This is a genomic window from Janthinobacterium agaricidamnosum (assembly GCF_003667705.1).
Classification (GTDB): domain Bacteria; phylum Pseudomonadota; class Gammaproteobacteria; order Burkholderiales; family Burkholderiaceae_D; genus Janthinobacterium.
This window is the reverse complement of the sequence record NZ_CP033019.1, coordinates 1,750,894-1,767,757: the sequence shown is the minus strand read 5'-3', so window position 1 is coordinate 1,767,757 and position 16,864 is coordinate 1,750,894. Positions and strand designations below refer to the sequence as shown.

The following is a 16,864-nucleotide window of genomic DNA, read 5'->3' as shown; positions in this document are numbered from 1 at the left end:
GCAGCCGCTAAACCAGCGTCGTAGGTCGGCTTAGTGCGGCGCAGCCGCGCGTAAGCCGACAAGCTAAGCTGCCGGCATTGTCGGCTTACGCCCTGCGGGCTAAGCCGACCTACTCTTTTTCGCCCGCAATCAGACGGTAGGCCAGCGCCCCGAGCAAGGCGCCGATGATAGGGGCCAGCCAGAACAGCCACAGCTGGCTCGTGGCCCAATCGCCTACGTACAGGGCCACGCCCGTGCTGCGGGCCGGGTTGACGGAAGTATTGGTGACGGGGATGCTGATCAGGTGGATCAGGGTCAGCGCGAGGCCGATCGGCAACGGGGCGAAGCCGGCCGGGGCGCGCTTGTCGGTGGCGCCCAGAATGACGATCAGGAAGAACATCGTCAGCACGATTTCAATGACCAGCGCCGACAGCATCGAATAACCGCCCGGCGAATGGGCGCCGAAGCCGTTCGAGGCAAAGCCCTTGCTGACGTCGAAACCGGCCTGGCCGCTGGCGATCACGTACAGTACCCCGCCGGCCACGATGGCGCCCAGCACTTGCGCGATGATGTAAGGCAGTAACTGGCTGGCGGGAAAGCGGCCGCCGGCCCACAGGCCGATCGAGACGGCAGGATTCAGGTGGCAGCCCGAGATGTGGCCGATGGCGTAAGCCATGGTCAGCACCGTCAGGCCAAACGCCAGCGCTACGCCGGCAAAGCCGATGCCAAGGCCGGGAAAGGCGGCGGCCAGCACGGCGCTGCCGCAACCGCCCAGTACCAGCCAGAACGTGCCGAGAAATTCGGCGCCATATTGTTTCATGATGTATTCCTTTAAAGTGACGAGAAAACGTGCCAGGGACGACCAATCGGACCGCTCACCACCTTTGCCCCGCCCAAGGGCGACGGCAAAGCACAGCACCAGCAACGCACGCTGCAGAGCGCGCATAATGACACGACGTCATTATCAATGCAACATTATTACGTACAATAATGCTAATAGTTCTCTTGACACCTAAAGGTTGTTTTGATAATTCTCATGGCGCGGGGCGGCGCATATACTTTTCCGGAGCCTCCAGCGGCGCAAAGCCAAAGCCCGCATACAGGCCATGCGCGTCATCGGTGCCCAGCATCCAGGCAACATCGCGCAAGCGCGCATCACCAAGTACGGCGGCCACCATCTGCCTGCCGTAGCCGCGCCCCTGGTAGGACGGCAGCACGAACACGTCGCGCAGGTAGGCAAAATCCGTGTAGTCGGTGATGACCCTGGCGAACGCCACTTGCTGGCCATCCACATAGCCGCCGAAACACAGCGCGTTGGCGATCCCCTTGCGCACCGTTTCGATCGCCACGCCGCGCTTCCAGTACGACTGCTCGCTCAGGTAGCGGTGGATCATGGGCACGTCCAGCTCGCCGCGCTCGCTGGAAATGCGTAGCGGCGCGTGCATCAGTTCTTGTACAGCAAGTCGGCTTCGGCGATGCTGGGCTCGCCGAAATACACGGTGCGCAAGCCGCCCTTGGCATCGCTGCCCATGTACACGCCCGTCATGCTGCGCGCGACGGGGTCGTACAAAATGGAATAGCGGTGGCCGCAATTGTGCGGTTCGCAGACGCTGCTCAGCAGGCGTGCCTTGCCGTCGATCTCGACGGGCTTGAGCGGGCTGGCCACGCCATCGGGCACCCAGCGCTGCCGCTTCAGGCCCGCCTTTTTCAAGCCCTCATTGAAGGCCTTGCGAAAGGCGTAGTCTGCCTTGTAGACATCGGGGAAATACGGACAGGTATGGCCGCCGTCGCAGCTCTGCGCCTGCTCGATCAGCGACAGTCTGGGCGTACGCGCTTGTGCCGGCACGGCGGCCAGCGCCACGGTGGCGCCCAGGAATACGGGTAAAAGCAAACGTACAGACATGCAAACTCCTAAAAGCATAATGTAATGCCGGAAGCATAACAGAATGGCATGCTTGTGCGCGCGCCTCAGGGAGAACAGCGGATGCCGACCACGCCGTTGACCTTGCCTTCCGGCCAGCCCGTCTCGCGCCAGCGGTACACGCCGGGCGCGACGATGATCAACTGCCATTCCACCAGCTTGCCAGCGGCATTGAGGCGGGTCTCATTGTCATAGCGCAACGTCAGGCTGCGCTCCGTTTCCGCCACCACCGTCGCGGCAAAGCGGTTGGTTTCGCCCAGCTTGCTTTTCCACGTGCGGTCGTTGAAGATCGCCAGCCGCTGATGATCGTCAGACAACTGCATGCGCGTAAAGTGCCGCGCTTCTTCGCACACACTATTCGTATTCACGCTGTCGGACCAGCTGCCGGACAGCTGCTCGGCGTCAAAAGGAGTCGGGGTGGCGGCCACGGCCGCACTCAGCAGCAAGCTTGCAAGCATAGTTTATCGAAAGAAAACGAAAGGAATCATCATGGTCAACGCAGCGCCAGGGTGATGCTCGATGGCAGTGCGGGCGTGCGCCGGTGCAAAGTCGCCTGCTCGTAGGCATACGCCATTGCAATGAGCGCCATGTCGCCGTGGGCTGGGCCGATGAAGGACAAGCCGACCGGCAAGCCCCCGACCATGCCGGCAGGCACTGTAATATGCGGCAAGTCGGACTGCGGCGATACGCCATGGCAGGTCGGCCCCACCAGCGCATCGAGCGCATGCGAACGCAGCAGCGCTTCAATGCCGCCAGACCCGGACGCGGGCGGCGGCTCGATCAGTTCGGCGCCCTGTTCGCGCAACACCAGCAGCGCCTGCTCGATCACGGCATCGGTCCCGGCGCACAGGCCGAACAGGCTGCGCGCCACGCCGATGCGGCGCCCTTGCAAGCCGGCAAGGTCGAGCGTCAAGCCATCGGCCAGGCGCTCGCCCGTCAGGGCGGCGAGCAGCCAGGCCGCCTCGCGCACGCTGGGCGCCATCGGCCCTGCCGTGGCTGGCTCACCGCCCTGCCCGCCAGCGGTCCTGCCCGTGGGCTTGATGGCGACCAGGCCGCAGTTTGAAGCAGGCGCGACGATGGAGCCGTCCGCTGCGCTGTCGACGGCCAGGATAGTCAGGCCGGCCCAGCTGGCACTGGCATGCGGCACGCTGACGGCGGCCCACTGGCGCAAATTGCTTTTGCCGATGATGACGGCGCCGGCCGCGCGCAAGCGCGCCGCCACAAAGGAATCGCAGCTGGCATGCGTGGCCAGGGGTGCCTGCGTGCGCGTCTTCATGCGGTCGCCCGTGGCGATATTGTCGCGCAAGACGACGGGGATGCCATGCAAGGGGCCGCGCACCTTGTGCACCTGCCGCTCGCGGTCCATTTCCAGCGCAATTTTCAGCGCGTCGGGATTGATTTCAATGCCGGGATAGGCGCGCGCGCCGATGCTGCACAGGGAGCGGATGCGCGCCAGGTACTGCGACGTCAGCGCATGGGAACTGAGTTTGCCTGCCTGCATCATCTGCTGTTGCGGCAAGACCCCTGCGTCGAGCAAATGGGCCATGGGACTGGCGGGCGCCGTGGCACGGGCCAATACGGGGCGCGACACGCCCCGGGACGCGCCACTGCGTAACATCTGACTGCGCTGCATCGTATCTCCAGGAAACCTCAGTGTTTCTAACGCAATAATGTGCTAGCCGTAGCATAGCAGTCCTTGCAACTCAATTGTTGTTGAAAGGAATTATTTTTCAAGCAAAAAAAAACGCCGCCCGAAGGCAGCGTTTCTTGATGGTCAAGCACTGGCGCGTATCAGTTGCGCACGACACGCTTGTATTCGTTGGTACGGGTGTCGATTTCGATGACGTCGTCCTGCGCCACGAACAGCGGCACTTGCACGGTGTGGCGGTGCGCGTCGATGGCGTTTTCGATCTTGGCTTCTTTCAGGACGTTGCCCGACGTGTTGCCCTTGACCGCAGGCTCCGAGTACACCACTTGACGGGCGATGGTCGTCGGCAGTTCAACGGAGATAGCCTTGCCGTCGTAGAAAATGGCTTCGCATTCCATGCCATCTTTCAGGTAATGCAGTGCATCGCCCAGGTTTTCTTCTTCGATTTCGTACTGGTTGTACTCGGTGTCCATGAAAACGAACAGCGGGTCGGCGAAGTACGAATACGTCACTGGCTTTTTATCCAGAACAACCACGTCGAACTTGTCGTCGCCGCGGAACACGTTTTCCATCGGGGTGTTCGTCAGAAGATTTTTCATCTTCCATTTGTAGGTGAAGCCCGTGCGGCTCGAACCGTTGACATCAGAACGCAACACGATCATTGGCTTGCTGTCGACCATGATGATATTGCCAACACGAATTTCTTTTGCGGGTTTCATAGGAATGTACGTAAAAAGTGGGTTGCATGAAGACCATCTGCCGCCTGTGCGCCATCAGCGCCGCAAGCTTGCGTTTGATCGGTTAAAAATACGTTAGAAATAACCGGGCATTTTACCTTAATTTTGGGCAAGCGCCTATCTCGTCGCGCCGGCGAACGCCAGCAAGTTACTTGCCAGATCGCCATGCGCCTGCATCTGCCGCTGCCAGGCTTGCGCGCGCGCCCGGATGCGCGGCAGATCAGCCTGCAATGCGGGCCACAGCTGCGCCCACGGCAAGGCGTCCGCGCTGGCGCCATTCCAGGCCAGCGCCGCCTGCACCAGGCTGTCGATGGCGCCGTCCGCATCGACCGCATAGCGCTGCAGGAAGGCGCGCAATTTCACGTGATGCAAGTTTTCGTCCTGCAAGTAGATATGCCAGAGAAACGGCTGGCCCGCCCATTGGGCGCGCACGAAGGAATCCTCGCCACGCACCAGGTTCACGTCGCAAGCCCACAGCAGGCGGTCGTAATCGTCCTGCGGCACGAAAGGCAGCACGCACACGGTGAGCGCGCCGCGCGTGCGCGCCGCACCAGGCAGCGCCGCATCGTCGCCGATAAACGCTTGAACGGCATCGAACGCGACGCCTTCCGGCACCAGGCATACCACAGCTTGCTCACCCGCCTGCCAGGCCGCGAACAGCTCGGCGACGGGCGCGGACGGATAGCAGAACAGCGATACTTTCACGGCGCACATTTCCGCCGCCGTGACGCCGAACTGCCCGAGGAATGCCGCCATGGCGGGCGCATCGGACTGGAACGCCAGCCTTTTTTCATCGAGCGCCGCTTCGCGCAGCAAGCCGCCCGTCTTATCGGTAAAACCGGGAAAGAAGAAATGCTTGATCATGCCGTGGCGCGGCGACGTCAGCGCATGGCAGCCCTCGACCCACTCTTCCGCCGTCAATCCTTCCAGATTCAGCCATACGGGCTGCGGCGAACACTGGGCCATGGCGGCGATATAGCCGGGCGGAATGTCGCAGGCAAAAAACTCGATGACGATGTCGGCAATATCGGCGGGGGCAAACGCGCCATCCTGGCCGCGCCAGTGGCGGACCGTGACGCCGGACACCTGCTGCGCTTCGGCCGCCACGTCGATTTCGGGGCAGATGCGCCGGAAACTGGATAAATCATCGACCCACAGGGTGACGGCGACGCCGTGCTCGCCGTTCAACTGCCGCGCCAAGCGCCAGCAAATGCCGATATCGCCGTAGTTGTCGACGACTTTGCAGAAGATGGCGAGAGATGGTGCGCGATCGGTAGGTAGTGGCATAGTCAAGGGGAAGAGAAAAACGTGGGCATGGCGACCAATAACAAAAAAGCCGCGCTGTTACCAGGCGGCTTTTTTGTTGGCTGATTCAGCCGGTCTGGCGTCCCCAAGGGGATTCGAACCCCTGTACTCACCGTGAAAGGGTGATGTCCTAGGCCTCTAGACGATGGGGACAGAAAATCTGTCCTGGATGCGCTGCGTTGCATCCCGACCTGTTACTTTACTTGCTGACTGCGTGCGAATCTGGCGTCCCCAAGGGGATTCGAACCCCTGTACTCACCGTGAAAGGGTGATGTCCTAGGCCTCTAGACGATGGGGACAGAAATCTGTCCTGAATGCATTACTTCGCATCCTGACCCGGTACTGCAGCAATCGCAGAAACAAAAAAGGCCTGACTTGTCAGGCCCGTTCAGCACTGCACTCTTGCTTTACAACTAAATCCTGGCGTCCCCAAGGGGATTCGAACCCCTGTACTCACCGTGAAAGGGTGATGTCCTAGGCCTCTAGACGATGGGGACCTGTGCTGGCTTTACTCTCAGCGGACTCTTCGTTGAAGGCTTTGCTTAGCCCCTCAAAAAAGCGTGCGCGAAGTATAGCACGGGGCCATTCATAAAATCAACCGCAGGCGCATCTTATTTTCCATGGAGGAAACCGTTCCCGGCGGCGATTGCTCAATGTGCAATCGATCGGCTGCGCGGGCGAGGTACAGGTCCTCGGCAACAGCAGCCAGGCCAGCAAAAGGAAAGCCTCTTGCCCCCCCTTCGTTTGCACTGGCCCAAACCCGCGTCATACAAGGGTTGGGCGGCGGGAGGAGCTGAGCAAGCCTGGCCCGCCGCGTTGACCATCAGTTCTTGTAATGGCTGAAGCGATAACCTTGGTCGAAGTATGCTGCCAATGCGACGATCGCTCCGGAGCACGTGAGCATCAAGGCCACGGCGCTCGTGTCACGCGTCGCGGACTGGGCCACCATTGATAACGCCCACAACGGGGCAATACCGCCGGCAATGGCAGTGCCGATTTCACGCCCCGAACCGACCCCCGTCGAGCGGTTTTGCACGGCAAACTGGCGACTGAGGAAAGAGCCCTGTGGGGCGAACATCATCGGCGCCAGCACCCCGGTGCCGACGATCAGCGCCAGGTAAATCAGCCTGTTCTCGCCGCTGTCGAGCAACTGCATGAACGGGTACGCGAACAATGCTGACAGCAGGCCGCCGACGATCAGCAGCTTCTTGCTGCTGAACTTGTCACACAGATAGCCGAAGAGCGGGACGGTAAAGATTGCGACCAGACTGGCCAGTGTCACCGATAGCGATGTCACGCTGGCCGAAATGCCTTTGAACTGGGTCAGGTAGGCCAGCGAGAAGGTCTTGAAGACATAGCTCAGTGCGTTGTAACCGATGGCGACAAAGAAGACGACGCCCAGGCCCTTAAGATTGGTTTTCCACAATTCGCGGAACGGCCTCTTCTGGCGATGGCTTTCCTCGAAGTGGTGATACTCTGGCGTTTCCGGCAGACTCCCACGCACCCAGAGCCCAACCAGTACCAGCACGAAACTGAGGATGAAGGGAATGCGCCAGCCGCCGGCAAGCAAAAACTTGTCGCCATTGACGGTCAGCAGATAAACGGTCAGCGACGACAGCAACAGGCCAAGGTTCAGCCCCAATGCAGGCCACGCACCTTGTCGTCCCTTCTTGTTGTCGGCCGCATGTTCGTAGGAAGTTACCGCCGCTCCCGCCAGTTCGGCACCGGCGCCCAGGCCCTGCACAATGCGGATCAGCACCAGGCACAGGGGCGCCCAAACGCCGATGCTGGCGTAGGAAGGGACCAGGCCAATGGCGGTCGTGCACAAGCCCATCATACAGAAAGTAACGAACAACATTTTCTTGCGCCCGTAGCGGTCGCCGAAGTAGCCGAAGAACAGCCCCCCGATCGGTCGCGCCACAAAGCCGATGGCGAAGGTGGCAAAGGCTTGCAGCGATGCATTCGCCGGGTCCGAGGTATCGAAGAAGACCTTGCTGAAGACAATCGACGCCATCGTCGCGTAAAGATAAAAGTCATACCACTCCAGCATTGAGCCGACGATGGTCGCTGCCGCCACTTTGCGCAAACGACTTTTTGTCTGTGCCGGGGTTTCCTGTTCCGTTTTTTGAATGTTCAAAATGTCTCCTTCATGAATTAATTTTTTTATTTTTCGCCTAGAGCGTTCGAGTTGGGGCTGGCTGGGGGGCGACAGACAACCGTACGTTGTCCGCTACGCAAACTCAGCGCCTCATCACTTCACGCACAATGTATTCAGCAATGGCTAGCGACGATGTCGCCCCTGGTGACGGTGCATTGCGGATGTGGGTAATGTTGCCGTGTTGGCGAATCACGAAATCGTCAACCAGCGCACCATTGGCCTCCATTGCCTGGGCACGGATCCCACGCACCGCCGGAACAATACCGACCGAGGCAAGCGTCGGCACATAGCGCGCCGCCTCGCGGACAAAGCTCGCCTCACTGACCACAGTCTTCAGTTCCCGAAGCGTCGCCGGCAGGTTACGGGCAGCAAACTTCCAAAAGCCGGGGTAGCTGGCAAAATTGAAGATGTCGGCCAGGTTCATGCTGCGGCCGTCATAGTTCTCGCGACCGAAGGATATGAAAGCATTCGGGCCGATCGTCATCTGTCCGTCGATACGCTTTGTGAAATGCACCCCGAGGAAAGGAAAGCGCGGGTCCGGCACCGGGTAGATCAAGCCTTTGACATGCGACTTGAAAGCCTCGTCGATCACGTAATACTGGCCGAAGAACGGTACGATGCGTGGCGCGTCCTGATCGCCCGAACGCTCTGCCAGGCGATCTGACTGCAAACCCGCGCAGGCAATTGCCTGATCGAATACCGTATCGAAGACCTCTCCGTCTGCAAGTTCGACCCGTACTTCGCCGCCTTGCTCCAGCAGGCGCTCAACCGGCGAATTCAGACAAATGCGCCCGCCACGTTCCCTGATTTCATCGGCGATTCGGGCCGCAATTTGACCGTAACTGACAATCGCCGTTTTCGGTGAATGCAAGGCGCCCAGGCCGATGCAGTTGGGCTCGATTTCGCGCAGCTCATTTGAGCCGATCAGCCGCACGCCAGGCACACCGTTGGCCTGCGCTTTCCGATAAATCGCCTCCAGGCGAGGCAACTCTTCCTCTTGTAGCGCGACGACAACTTTGCCGCACTCGTCGTAGGGGATCGCATTGTCGCGGCAATAGTTGCCAATCAATTCGCCCCCGCGCCTGCAAAGTCGTGCCTTGAGCCCCCCCGGCTCATAGTACAGACCGGCATGGACTACACCCGAATTGTGGCTGGACTGATGACTGGCGACACTCGCCTCCTTTTCGAACAGCACCACCGTGGCGTCGGGAAAATCCAACAATAACTGACGTGCGACTGCGAGGCCATTTATCCCCCCGCCGATAACTGCATAACGCTTCTTGTTCATTGCGCCTCTCAAAAAATAGCAAACTCGTCATTTCACTGCTACATGCATCACTTTGGTGAAGGACGAGGGCCTGCATATGCCGCCCGCCCAACGCCTGGCACCGACGCGATTTGCCCTGTCAAGCATTTTTGATCAAGCACAATTTAGATAAAAGCGAAAAATTATGTACAATTAATTTCGAAAAAAGAGAACAAGTGATGTCCATGACTTTAAAGCAACTCGAAGCGTTCTACTGGGCCGCCACCTGCGCCAACTTTGCGATTGCCGCCGAACGCCTGCATTTGTCCGTATCGTCTCTCTCCAAGCGCATTTCAGAACTGGAGGAAGCGCTTGGCATCAATCTGTTCGACCGGAGTGGCCACCGCGCCGTACTCAGCGATGCAGGCCAGGCATTGCTGCCACGCGCGCTGGCGCTGCTCGATGACGCCGCCGCAATACGTACCGCCTTCGCACCCTCTGCCGGGCTAGTTGGCCGTTGCACCTTTGGTGTTGGCGAACTCAGCGCGCTGACCTGGCTACCGCAGTTCATTGCGCAAGTCCGGGCACTGCATCCCAAATTGACGCTCGAACCCTATGTCGACGTGGGCTCAGTTCTGGAAAGCCGTGTCACCAAGGGCGAGCTCGATTTTGCGATCATTGCCGGACGCTCATCGCACCACGGCATCCTGTCGCAACCAGTCAGCCAAGCACAATTCATCTGGCTTGCCGCGCCAACCCTGGCTGTATCTGACAGCCCGCCTGGCTTACGTGGTGCCGCCGATTTACTTGACGCTGGACAGCCCATCGTTGCCTTACCGCCATCAGCTGGCACCACGCGACTGATTGATGACTGGCTACTGGCTCACGGCATCGCTGCCGTTGAGCGTATAAGTTGCAATAATTGGGGGGCCATTGCCGGCATGCTGATTGCCTCTGTCGGGATCGGCATACTGCCCACTGGCTGGAGTCAAAAGCTGGTTGACCAGGGTCTGCTGCTCCCGCTCGCCGCCGCCGAAATGCCAGCGCCGGTAATCTATTCTTTTCAGTGGCGGCGCGGAGACAACCGTCCACTGCTCGACCAGCTACGCGGGCTTTCCACCCAATATGTCGACTTCACTGCCGATCTATCGCGACCGCTGGGCAGCATAACGGAACGCTGATAACTGCCGGCCATGCGCCGCCCGCTGGCCACCTCGGCCGCTCGAGGCGACTTTGATTATCATGTGATTTATGCGCTGTTGGTGGAGGCGGCATGGATACGGATGCTGGCTTCAGAAGATGGTGCTGTCGGATTACGCTACGCTAATCCGACCTACGCCACACTCCCCTGTCGGGTATGGCGGAAAAGAGTCCGGAAATAAAAAAAGCCGCTCGAGGCGACTTTGATTATCATGTGATTTATGCGCTGTTGGTGGAGGCGGCATGGATACGGATGCTGGCTTCAGAAGATGGTGCTGTCGGATTACGCTACGCTAATCCGACCTACGCCACACTCCCCTGTCGGGTATGGCGGGAAGTGTTGCGGAAATAAAAAAAGCCGCCCGAGGCGACTTTGATTATCACGTGATTTCTGCGCTGTTGGTGGAGGTAAGCGGGATCGAACCGCTGACCTCTTGCATGCCATGCAAGCGCTCTCCCAGCTGAGCTATACCCCCGGGCGCAGAAACACTGCTACTTCTTACTACAACACCAGACTGAACTGGCGTCCCCAAGGGGATTCGAACCCCTGTACTCACCGTGAAAGGGTGATGTCCTAGGCCTCTAGACGATGGGGACCACGGAACTACAGTTTACTACCTTACTTCTGCGCTGTTGGTGGAGGTAAGCGGGATCGAACCGCTGACCTCTTGCATGCCATGCAAGCGCTCTCCCAGCTGAGCTATACCCCCGGGCGCAGAAATAATAAAAGCCGCACTTGGCGACTTTGTTCCACTACTTGCTTTCCATCCAGATTCCGTTTTTTACGGGCCTGAACTTACAACAATCAGTACAAACAACTGCCACTACTATACCACAACTACCTGGCGTCCCCAAGGGGATTCGAACCCCTGTACTCACCGTGAAAGGGTGATGTCCTAGGCCTCTAGACGATGGGGACCGCGGAACTTCCAAACAACATCTGCACCACTTCAACAAGCAACATCATTGCTGCTGGTGGAGGTAAGCGGGATCGAACCGCTGACCTCTTGCATGCCATGCAAGCGCTCTCCCAGCTGAGCTATACCCCCGTTGGTGCAGAAACAAGAGTATAGCAAAGAAGTTTCACTCTGCAAATACCCTTTTTCGTCTATGAGCAACTTTTCATAGGGGCGGTTTCCGCACTCTATTTTTACGGCTATTCCAGCGCTTATTTCAGAACAGCGATTACAGACACTTTGCCAGGCGCGCCAGCACGGTGTCGCGGCCGAACATGACCACCACCTGATCGATGGCCGGCGTCTGCAGCTGGCCCGTCAGAATCAGGCGCAAAGGCATGGCCAGCAGCGGCATCTTGATGGTATTGGCGGCCAGCACTTCCTTGATCATGGCGGCCACGGCTTCCTTGCTCCACTCCACCGTGGCGATGCGCTCGGCAAACTGCGCCAGCACGGGCTTGATGGCATCCGTGATGTGCTGCGCAGCCAGTTCCGCTTCCGGCTGCGGCTCGCGGAAGAACAGCATCGAAGCGTCAGCCAGTTCATTGACCGTGTTGGCGCGCTCTTTCATCATGCCCAGCACTTGCGCCAGGTCCGGCGCGCCTTCGAAGACGGCGCCGGCGGCGACCATTTGCGGACGCGCCAGGTCGGCCAGGCGGGTATTGTCGGCCTGCTTGATGTACTGGTTATTGAGCCACTTGAGCTTTTCCAGGTCGAACTGCGCGGCCGACTTGGTCAGGTGCTCGAGGTTGAACCACTCGCAGAACTGCGCCACCGAGAAGACTTCATCGTCGCCATGGCTCCAGCCCAGGCGCGCCAGGTAATTCAGCATCGATTCAGGCAGGAAGCCCTGCGCCGGATAATCCATCACGCTGACGGCATCGCGGCGCTTCGACATCTTCTGGCCGTCCGAACCCAGAATCATCGGCAGGTGGCCGTACAGCGGCAGCGGCGCGCCGATGGCGCGCAGGATGTTGATCTGGCGCGGGGTGTTGTTGACGTGGTCGTCGCCGCGCAGCACGTGCGTGATGCCCATGTCCCAGTCATCGACGGCCACGCAGAAGTTATAGGTTGGCGTACCGTCCGGGCGGGCGATCACCAGGTCGTCCAGTTCGCGGTTCGAGATCGTGATCGTGCCCTTGACCACGTCGTCCCACGTCACGTCGCCATCGAGCGGATTCTTGAAGCGCACGACGGGCTTGCGGTCCGCTGGCACGGCAGGCAGTGTCTTGCCCGGTTCCGGGCGCCAGGTGCCGTCGTAGCGCGGCTTTTCGCCGGCGGCGCGCATGCGCTCGCGCATCGCTTCGACTTCTTCCGGCGACGAGTAGCAATGGTAGGCCGTGCCTTCGGCCAGCATCTGCGCCACCACTTCGCGGTAGCGGTCCATGCGCTGCATCTGGTAGAACGGGCCTTCGTCGTGATCAAGGCCCAGCCACTTCATGCCTTCGATGATGGCTTGCACGGCTTCCGGCGTGGAGCGCTCCACGTCCGTGTCTTCGATGCGCAGCACGAAAGTGCCGCCGAAGTGACGGGCATACGCCCAGCTGTATAAAGCGGTGCGGGCGCCGCCCAGGTGCAGATAGCCGGTCGGGCTGGGAGCGAAACGGGTACGGACGGGAGTAGCGTTTGTGGTCATCGAAGTAATCAGGCTTGAATAAGTAAAACGCCATTTTACTCTGTTGACCGCCGCCGCTCCACAAGCGCCGTCACAGCTGCAGCAAGCGCCTTTTCACCTCGTCCGCCTGCGCATGCAGCGCCTGCTCGAACAGGGCGACCAGCTGCGACAAGGGCCGGTGCAACGGTTTCACGAGATTCACCGTGAACGGCAGGGATACGGCAAAGCGGCGGATCTGCAAGCCCTGCCCCGCATAATCGAGGGCCGTGAGCGGATTGACGATGGCCAGCCCCACGCCTTCGCGCACCATGGCGCACACGGAAGCGGCGCTGTGCGTGTCGAGCGCCATGCGCCGCTCCACGCCTGCTTGCGCAAAGATGGCGTCGATCTGCTGGCGGTAGGGGTCGACGGCGGCCAGGCTGATGAAAGGCTGGCCCGCGAAGTCCGCCGGCCGCAGCACGGCCTTGCTGGCGAGCGCATGGCCGTCGGGCAGCACGCATACTTCGTCGACGGACATCAAGGTATCGAGCGCGGTGCCCGGCGGCGCATTGCCCACTTCCGTCAGGCCGATGTCGTGGCGCTGCGCCGACAGCCATTCTTCCAGCAGCGGCGACTCCTGCGGCGTGATGCTGATGCTCACCTTGGGAAAGTCGGCGACGAAGCGCTTGCACGCCTGCGGCAGCAAGGATTGGGAAAACACGGGCAGGCAGGCGATCGACAACTGCCCCTGGTCGAACTGGCGCAGGGCCGCCGCCGTGCTGACGATGCGCTCCAGGCCGAAATACGCGCGCTGCACTTCCTCGAACAGCTGCAGCGCCTGGGCCGTGGGGCGCAGACGCCCCCGTTCGCGCTCGAACAGGGTCAGGCCCGTCAAGTGCTCGAGGCGCGCCAGCTCGCGGCTGACGGTGGGCTGCGAGGTGTGCAGCATGGCGGCGGCGGCCGTCACGCTGCCCGTCGTCATGATGGCGCGAAAAACCTCGATGTGGCGCAATGAGATGGTCATGACCATATCATAAATGAATAAGGTCACCTTAAATGGATATTTTATGTTTACACAGAAAAGCCGCATCATTGTCAGCATCGTAGGTCGGATTAGCGCAAAGCGCGTAATCCGACACCCCTCCATAAAATGACAAAGACCACCGCCATGAAACCAGTGCCAGACGCCACCCTCGCCCAACTCGCCCAGGAACACGGCACGCCCCTGTGGGTGTATGACGCGGCCACCATCCGCGCGCGCATCGCGCAGCTGGCGCAATTTGACACCGTGCGCTTCGCGCAAAAGGCCAACTCGAACATCCATTTGCTCACCCTGATGCGCGAAGCGGGCGTGCACGTGGACGCCGTCTCGCTGGGCGAGATCGAGCGCGCGCTGCAGGCAGGCTTTACGCCGGCGCAAACGAATGGCGCGGCCGGCGTGGTGTTCACCTGCGACCTGTTCGACCGCGCCACCCTGGCGCGCGTGGCAGCAGCAAAAATTGAAGTCAATTGCGGCTCCGTCGACATGCTGCGCCAGCTGGGCCCCGTGTCGCCCGGTCACCGCGTCTGGCTGCGCATCAATCCCGGCTATGGGCATGGCCACAGCAACAAGACCAATACGGGCGGCGAAAACAGCAAGCACGGCATCTGGTACGAAGAGCTGCCGGAGGCGCTGGCCGTCATTCGCGCCCACGGACTGCACCTGGTGGGCCTGCACATGCACATCGGCTCGGGCGTCGATTACAGCCACCTGGAAACCGTCTGCGGCACCATGGTCGACCTGGTCAAGAACATGGGCCACGACATCGAAGCCATTTCCACGGGCGGCGGCCTGTCCGTGCCCTACCGCGAAGGCGAGCAACCAGTCGACACGGACCACTACTTCCAGCTGTGGGATGCGGCGCGCAAGCAGATCGAGGCGCACCTGGGCCATCGCGTGCACCTGGAAATCGAACCTGGCCGCTTCCTCGTGGCCGATGCGGGCCTGCTGGTGGCCGAAGTGCGCGCCACCAAGCAAATGGGCGGCAAGCACTTCACCTTGCTCGATACGGGTTTCAATGAACTGATGCGCCCCGCCATGTACGGCAGCTACCATGAAATGTCGGTGATCGCGCACGACGGCCGCGCTCTCGATGAGCAGCACGCCACCGTCGTCGGCGGCCCCCTGTGCGAATCGGGCGACGTCTTCACCCAGCGCGATGGCGGCGTGGTGGAAACCCGGCAGCTGCCGGCAGCGCAGGTGGGCGACTATGTGGTCTTCGAAGGCGCGGGCGCGTATGGCGCGTCGATGTCGTCGAACTATAACAGCCGCCCGCATGCAGCCGAATACCTGGTCGATGGCGCCGATGAGCAACACCCGTCGCGCCTGATCCGCCGCCGCCAGACGGTGGCCGAGCTGATCGCGCTGGAACAACTGTAAATCCTCGCCCGCGTGCGGGCATGCGCATCTGCTAACATCGGGGCAACTCGATGAAAGCCCGCCATGCCCGCCCAAGCACTTCCCTTCCGCAGCGCCACCCGGCTGCTGCTGCCGCTGCTGCTGTCCGCCGTCCTCGCCGGCTGCGCTTCCCTGCCCTCGCTGGACGGCCGCATCCCCTCCAGCGTCATCGCCGACACACAGCACACCCAATTGGCCACGGCCATTGCGCCCATGGTGGCGCAGCATCCCGGCGTGTCCGGCATCTATCCGCTGGTCGACGGGCGCGACGCCTTTGCCGCGCGCGCCCTGCTGGCCGCCGCCGCCCAGCGCAGCCTGGACGTGCAGTACTACATCTGGCACAAGGACATCACGGGCACCCTGCTGTTCGATGCCTTGCGCCAGGCGGCCGAACGGGGCGTGCGCGTGCGCCTGCTGCTCGACGATAACAACACGGCGGGCCTGGACCAGACCCTGTCCATGCTGGGCAAGCAGCGGAATCTGGAAATCCGCCTGTTCAATCCCTTCGTGCCCCGCGCGCCGCGCGCGCTGGCCTTCGCCACCGATTTTTCGCGCCTCAACCGGCGCATGCACAATAAATCGTTCACGGCCGACAACCACGCCACCATCGTGGGCGGGCGCAATGTGGGCGATGAATACTTCGGCGCGGCCGGTGACGTGCTGTTCGCCGACCTGGACGTGCTGGCCATCGGCCCCGTCGTCGGCGAGGTCTCGCAGGATTTCGACCGCTACTGGAACAGCGCCTCGGCCTACCCGGCCGCACTGCTGCTGACCAGCCCTGTCGATGGCGACGCGGCCACCATCGCCGCCGAGGCGGACCGCATCGACGACACCAGGGCGGCCGAAGAATACGTGCAGGCGCTGCGCACCTCGCCCTTCGTCAAGCAGATGATGGAACGCACCCTGCCCTTCGAATGGGCAAGGACGCGCATGGTCAGCGACGACCCGGCCAAGGTGCTGGACCAGGCCAGACCCGGCACGGGCGTGGCGGAAAACCTGCAAAACCTGCTCGGTGTGCCGGAAAAGGAAGTGGATCTGGTATCGCCGTATTTCGTGCCCGGCAAGTCCGGCACGCAAGCCTTTGCCGACCTGGCGAAAAAAGGCGTGGGCGTGCGCATCCTGACGAACGCGCTGGAAGCGACCGACGTGGCGGCCGTGCATGCGGGTTACGCGAAGTGGCGGAAACCGCTGCTGGAAGCGGGCGTGCTGCTGTACGAGTCGCGCCGCTCGTGGGAAGCCGGCGACGCGCGCGAGCAGACGGGCCGCTTCGGCAGCTCCGCATCGAGCCTGCATGCGAAGACCTTCGCCGTCGACGACCGGCGCATCTTTGTCGGCTCGTTCAACTTCGACCCGCGCTCGATCGAATTGAATACGGAAATGGGCCTCGTCATCGACAGCCCCGCGCTGGCCAGCCAGCTGGGGCTAGCCATGCGCACCACCATCCCGCAGCGCGCCTACCAGGTGCTGCTTGGCGACGACGGCGCGCTGTACTGGATCGCCCGCGACGCCAGCGGCGCCGCCACGCGCTACGACACGGAACCGGGCACCAGCGTGTGGAAGCGCATGGGAGTGGCGATTCTGTCGGTGCTGCCGATTGATTGGCTGCTGTAAGCGGTTTTGCCGACGATGTTGTCGGATGACGCGTGGCTGCGCCCCGCGTCATCCGACCTACGAGGTCATCGT

The 16,864-nt window shown here is 61.3% G+C and carries 14 protein-coding genes and 8 tRNA genes; 3 read left to right on the top strand and 19 right to left on the bottom strand.

Annotated features, from left to right (window positions below):
* Window positions 1-109: 109 nt before the first annotated feature.
* The 12 genes from aqpZ to lhgO all read right to left on the bottom strand — a co-directional run bounded on the left by aqpZ (window position 110) and on the right by lhgO (window position 9,036).
* Window positions 110-799, bottom strand: coding sequence for an aquaporin Z (gene aqpZ, locus D9M09_RS08105; RefSeq protein ID WP_070223703.1), 690 nt, complete (start codon window positions 797-799; stop codon window positions 110-112).
* A gap of 214 nt (window positions 800-1,013) precedes the next feature.
* Complete coding sequence (locus D9M09_RS08100) at window positions 1,014-1,424, bottom strand: GNAT family N-acetyltransferase (protein ID WP_070312216.1); 411 nt, start codon at window positions 1,422-1,424, stop codon at window positions 1,014-1,016.
* Window positions 1,424-1,882: an Ivy family c-type lysozyme inhibitor gene (locus tag D9M09_RS08095; protein ID WP_162995609.1), complete on the bottom strand. Its 459-nt coding sequence runs from the start codon at window positions 1,880-1,882 to the stop codon at window positions 1,424-1,426. The genes D9M09_RS08100 and D9M09_RS08095 overlap by 1 nt, the downstream gene beginning before the upstream one ends.
* Before the next feature lie 65 nt (window positions 1,883-1,947).
* A complete protein-coding gene (locus tag D9M09_RS08090; RefSeq protein ID WP_070223698.1) occupies window positions 1,948-2,358 on the bottom strand; it encodes a hypothetical protein in 411 nt (136 codons plus the stop codon).
* Window positions 2,359-2,393: 35 nt separating this feature from the next.
* The gene (locus tag D9M09_RS08085) at window positions 2,394-3,533 is read right to left on the bottom strand and encodes an amidase family protein (protein WP_070289890.1); all 1,140 of its coding nucleotides are present in this window, start codon (window positions 3,531-3,533) and stop codon (window positions 2,394-2,396) included.
* Between the two features lie 158 nt (window positions 3,534-3,691).
* Complete coding sequence (locus D9M09_RS08080) at window positions 3,692-4,267, bottom strand: elongation factor P (RefSeq protein ID WP_070223695.1); 576 nt, start codon at window positions 4,265-4,267, stop codon at window positions 3,692-3,694.
* Between the two features lie 135 nt (window positions 4,268-4,402).
* Window positions 4,403-5,572, bottom strand: coding sequence for an elongation factor P maturation arginine rhamnosyltransferase EarP (gene earP, locus D9M09_RS08075; RefSeq protein WP_121669011.1), 1,170 nt, complete (start codon window positions 5,570-5,572; stop codon window positions 4,403-4,405).
* 95 nt (window positions 5,573-5,667) lie between these two features.
* Window positions 5,668-5,743, bottom strand: a tRNA-Glu gene (locus D9M09_RS08070).
* A gap of 70 nt (window positions 5,744-5,813) precedes the next feature.
* Window positions 5,814-5,889, bottom strand: a tRNA-Glu gene (locus tag D9M09_RS08065).
* 122 nt (window positions 5,890-6,011) lie between these two features.
* A tRNA-Glu gene (locus D9M09_RS08060) sits at window positions 6,012-6,087 on the bottom strand.
* A 326-nt stretch (window positions 6,088-6,413) separates the two neighbouring features.
* A complete protein-coding gene (locus tag D9M09_RS08055; RefSeq protein WP_227742140.1) occupies window positions 6,414-7,727 on the bottom strand; it encodes an MFS transporter in 1,314 nt (437 codons plus the stop codon).
* 103 nt (window positions 7,728-7,830) lie between these two features.
* Window positions 7,831-9,036, bottom strand: coding sequence for an L-2-hydroxyglutarate oxidase (gene lhgO / locus D9M09_RS08050; protein WP_121669009.1), 1,206 nt, complete (start codon window positions 9,034-9,036; stop codon window positions 7,831-7,833).
* 203 nt (window positions 9,037-9,239) lie between these two features.
* Between lhgO and D9M09_RS08045 the strand changes: the two genes are divergently transcribed.
* Window positions 9,240-10,175 (top strand): LysR family transcriptional regulator, encoded by a 936-nt coding sequence (locus D9M09_RS08045; RefSeq protein WP_099411979.1) that lies wholly within the window; start codon window positions 9,240-9,242, stop codon window positions 10,173-10,175.
* Between the two features lie 419 nt (window positions 10,176-10,594).
* Here the strand turns inward: D9M09_RS08045 and D9M09_RS08040 are convergent.
* The 7 genes from D9M09_RS08040 to D9M09_RS08010 all read right to left on the bottom strand — a co-directional run bounded on the left by D9M09_RS08040 (window position 10,595) and on the right by D9M09_RS08010 (window position 13,768).
* Window positions 10,595-10,670, bottom strand: a tRNA-Ala gene (locus D9M09_RS08040).
* 45 nt (window positions 10,671-10,715) lie between these two features.
* A tRNA-Glu gene (locus D9M09_RS08035) sits at window positions 10,716-10,791 on the bottom strand.
* A gap of 37 nt (window positions 10,792-10,828) precedes the next feature.
* Window positions 10,829-10,904, bottom strand: a tRNA-Ala gene (locus D9M09_RS08030).
* Between the two features lie 133 nt (window positions 10,905-11,037).
* Window positions 11,038-11,113 (bottom strand) — tRNA-Glu (locus D9M09_RS08025).
* Window positions 11,114-11,167: 54 nt separating this feature from the next.
* Window positions 11,168-11,243 (bottom strand) — tRNA-Ala (locus D9M09_RS08020).
* A gap of 136 nt (window positions 11,244-11,379) precedes the next feature.
* On the bottom strand, window positions 11,380-12,786 hold the full coding sequence (gltX, locus tag D9M09_RS08015) for a glutamate--tRNA ligase (RefSeq protein ID WP_121669008.1): 1,407 nt from the start codon (window positions 12,784-12,786) through the stop codon (window positions 11,380-11,382).
* Between the two features lie 70 nt (window positions 12,787-12,856).
* The gene (locus D9M09_RS08010; protein ID WP_070312354.1) at window positions 12,857-13,768 is read right to left on the bottom strand and encodes a LysR family transcriptional regulator; all 912 of its coding nucleotides are present in this window, start codon (window positions 13,766-13,768) and stop codon (window positions 12,857-12,859) included.
* Between the two features lie 144 nt (window positions 13,769-13,912).
* On the opposite strand from D9M09_RS08010, the gene lysA reads away from it, so the two are divergent.
* A complete protein-coding gene (lysA, locus tag D9M09_RS08005) occupies window positions 13,913-15,163 on the top strand; it encodes a diaminopimelate decarboxylase (protein WP_070219738.1) in 1,251 nt (416 codons plus the stop codon).
* A 63-nt stretch (window positions 15,164-15,226) separates the two neighbouring features.
* Window positions 15,227-16,792, top strand: coding sequence for a phospholipase D family protein (locus D9M09_RS08000; RefSeq protein WP_121669007.1), 1,566 nt, complete (start codon window positions 15,227-15,229; stop codon window positions 16,790-16,792).
* The last annotated feature ends 72 nt before the right edge of the window (window positions 16,793-16,864 follow it).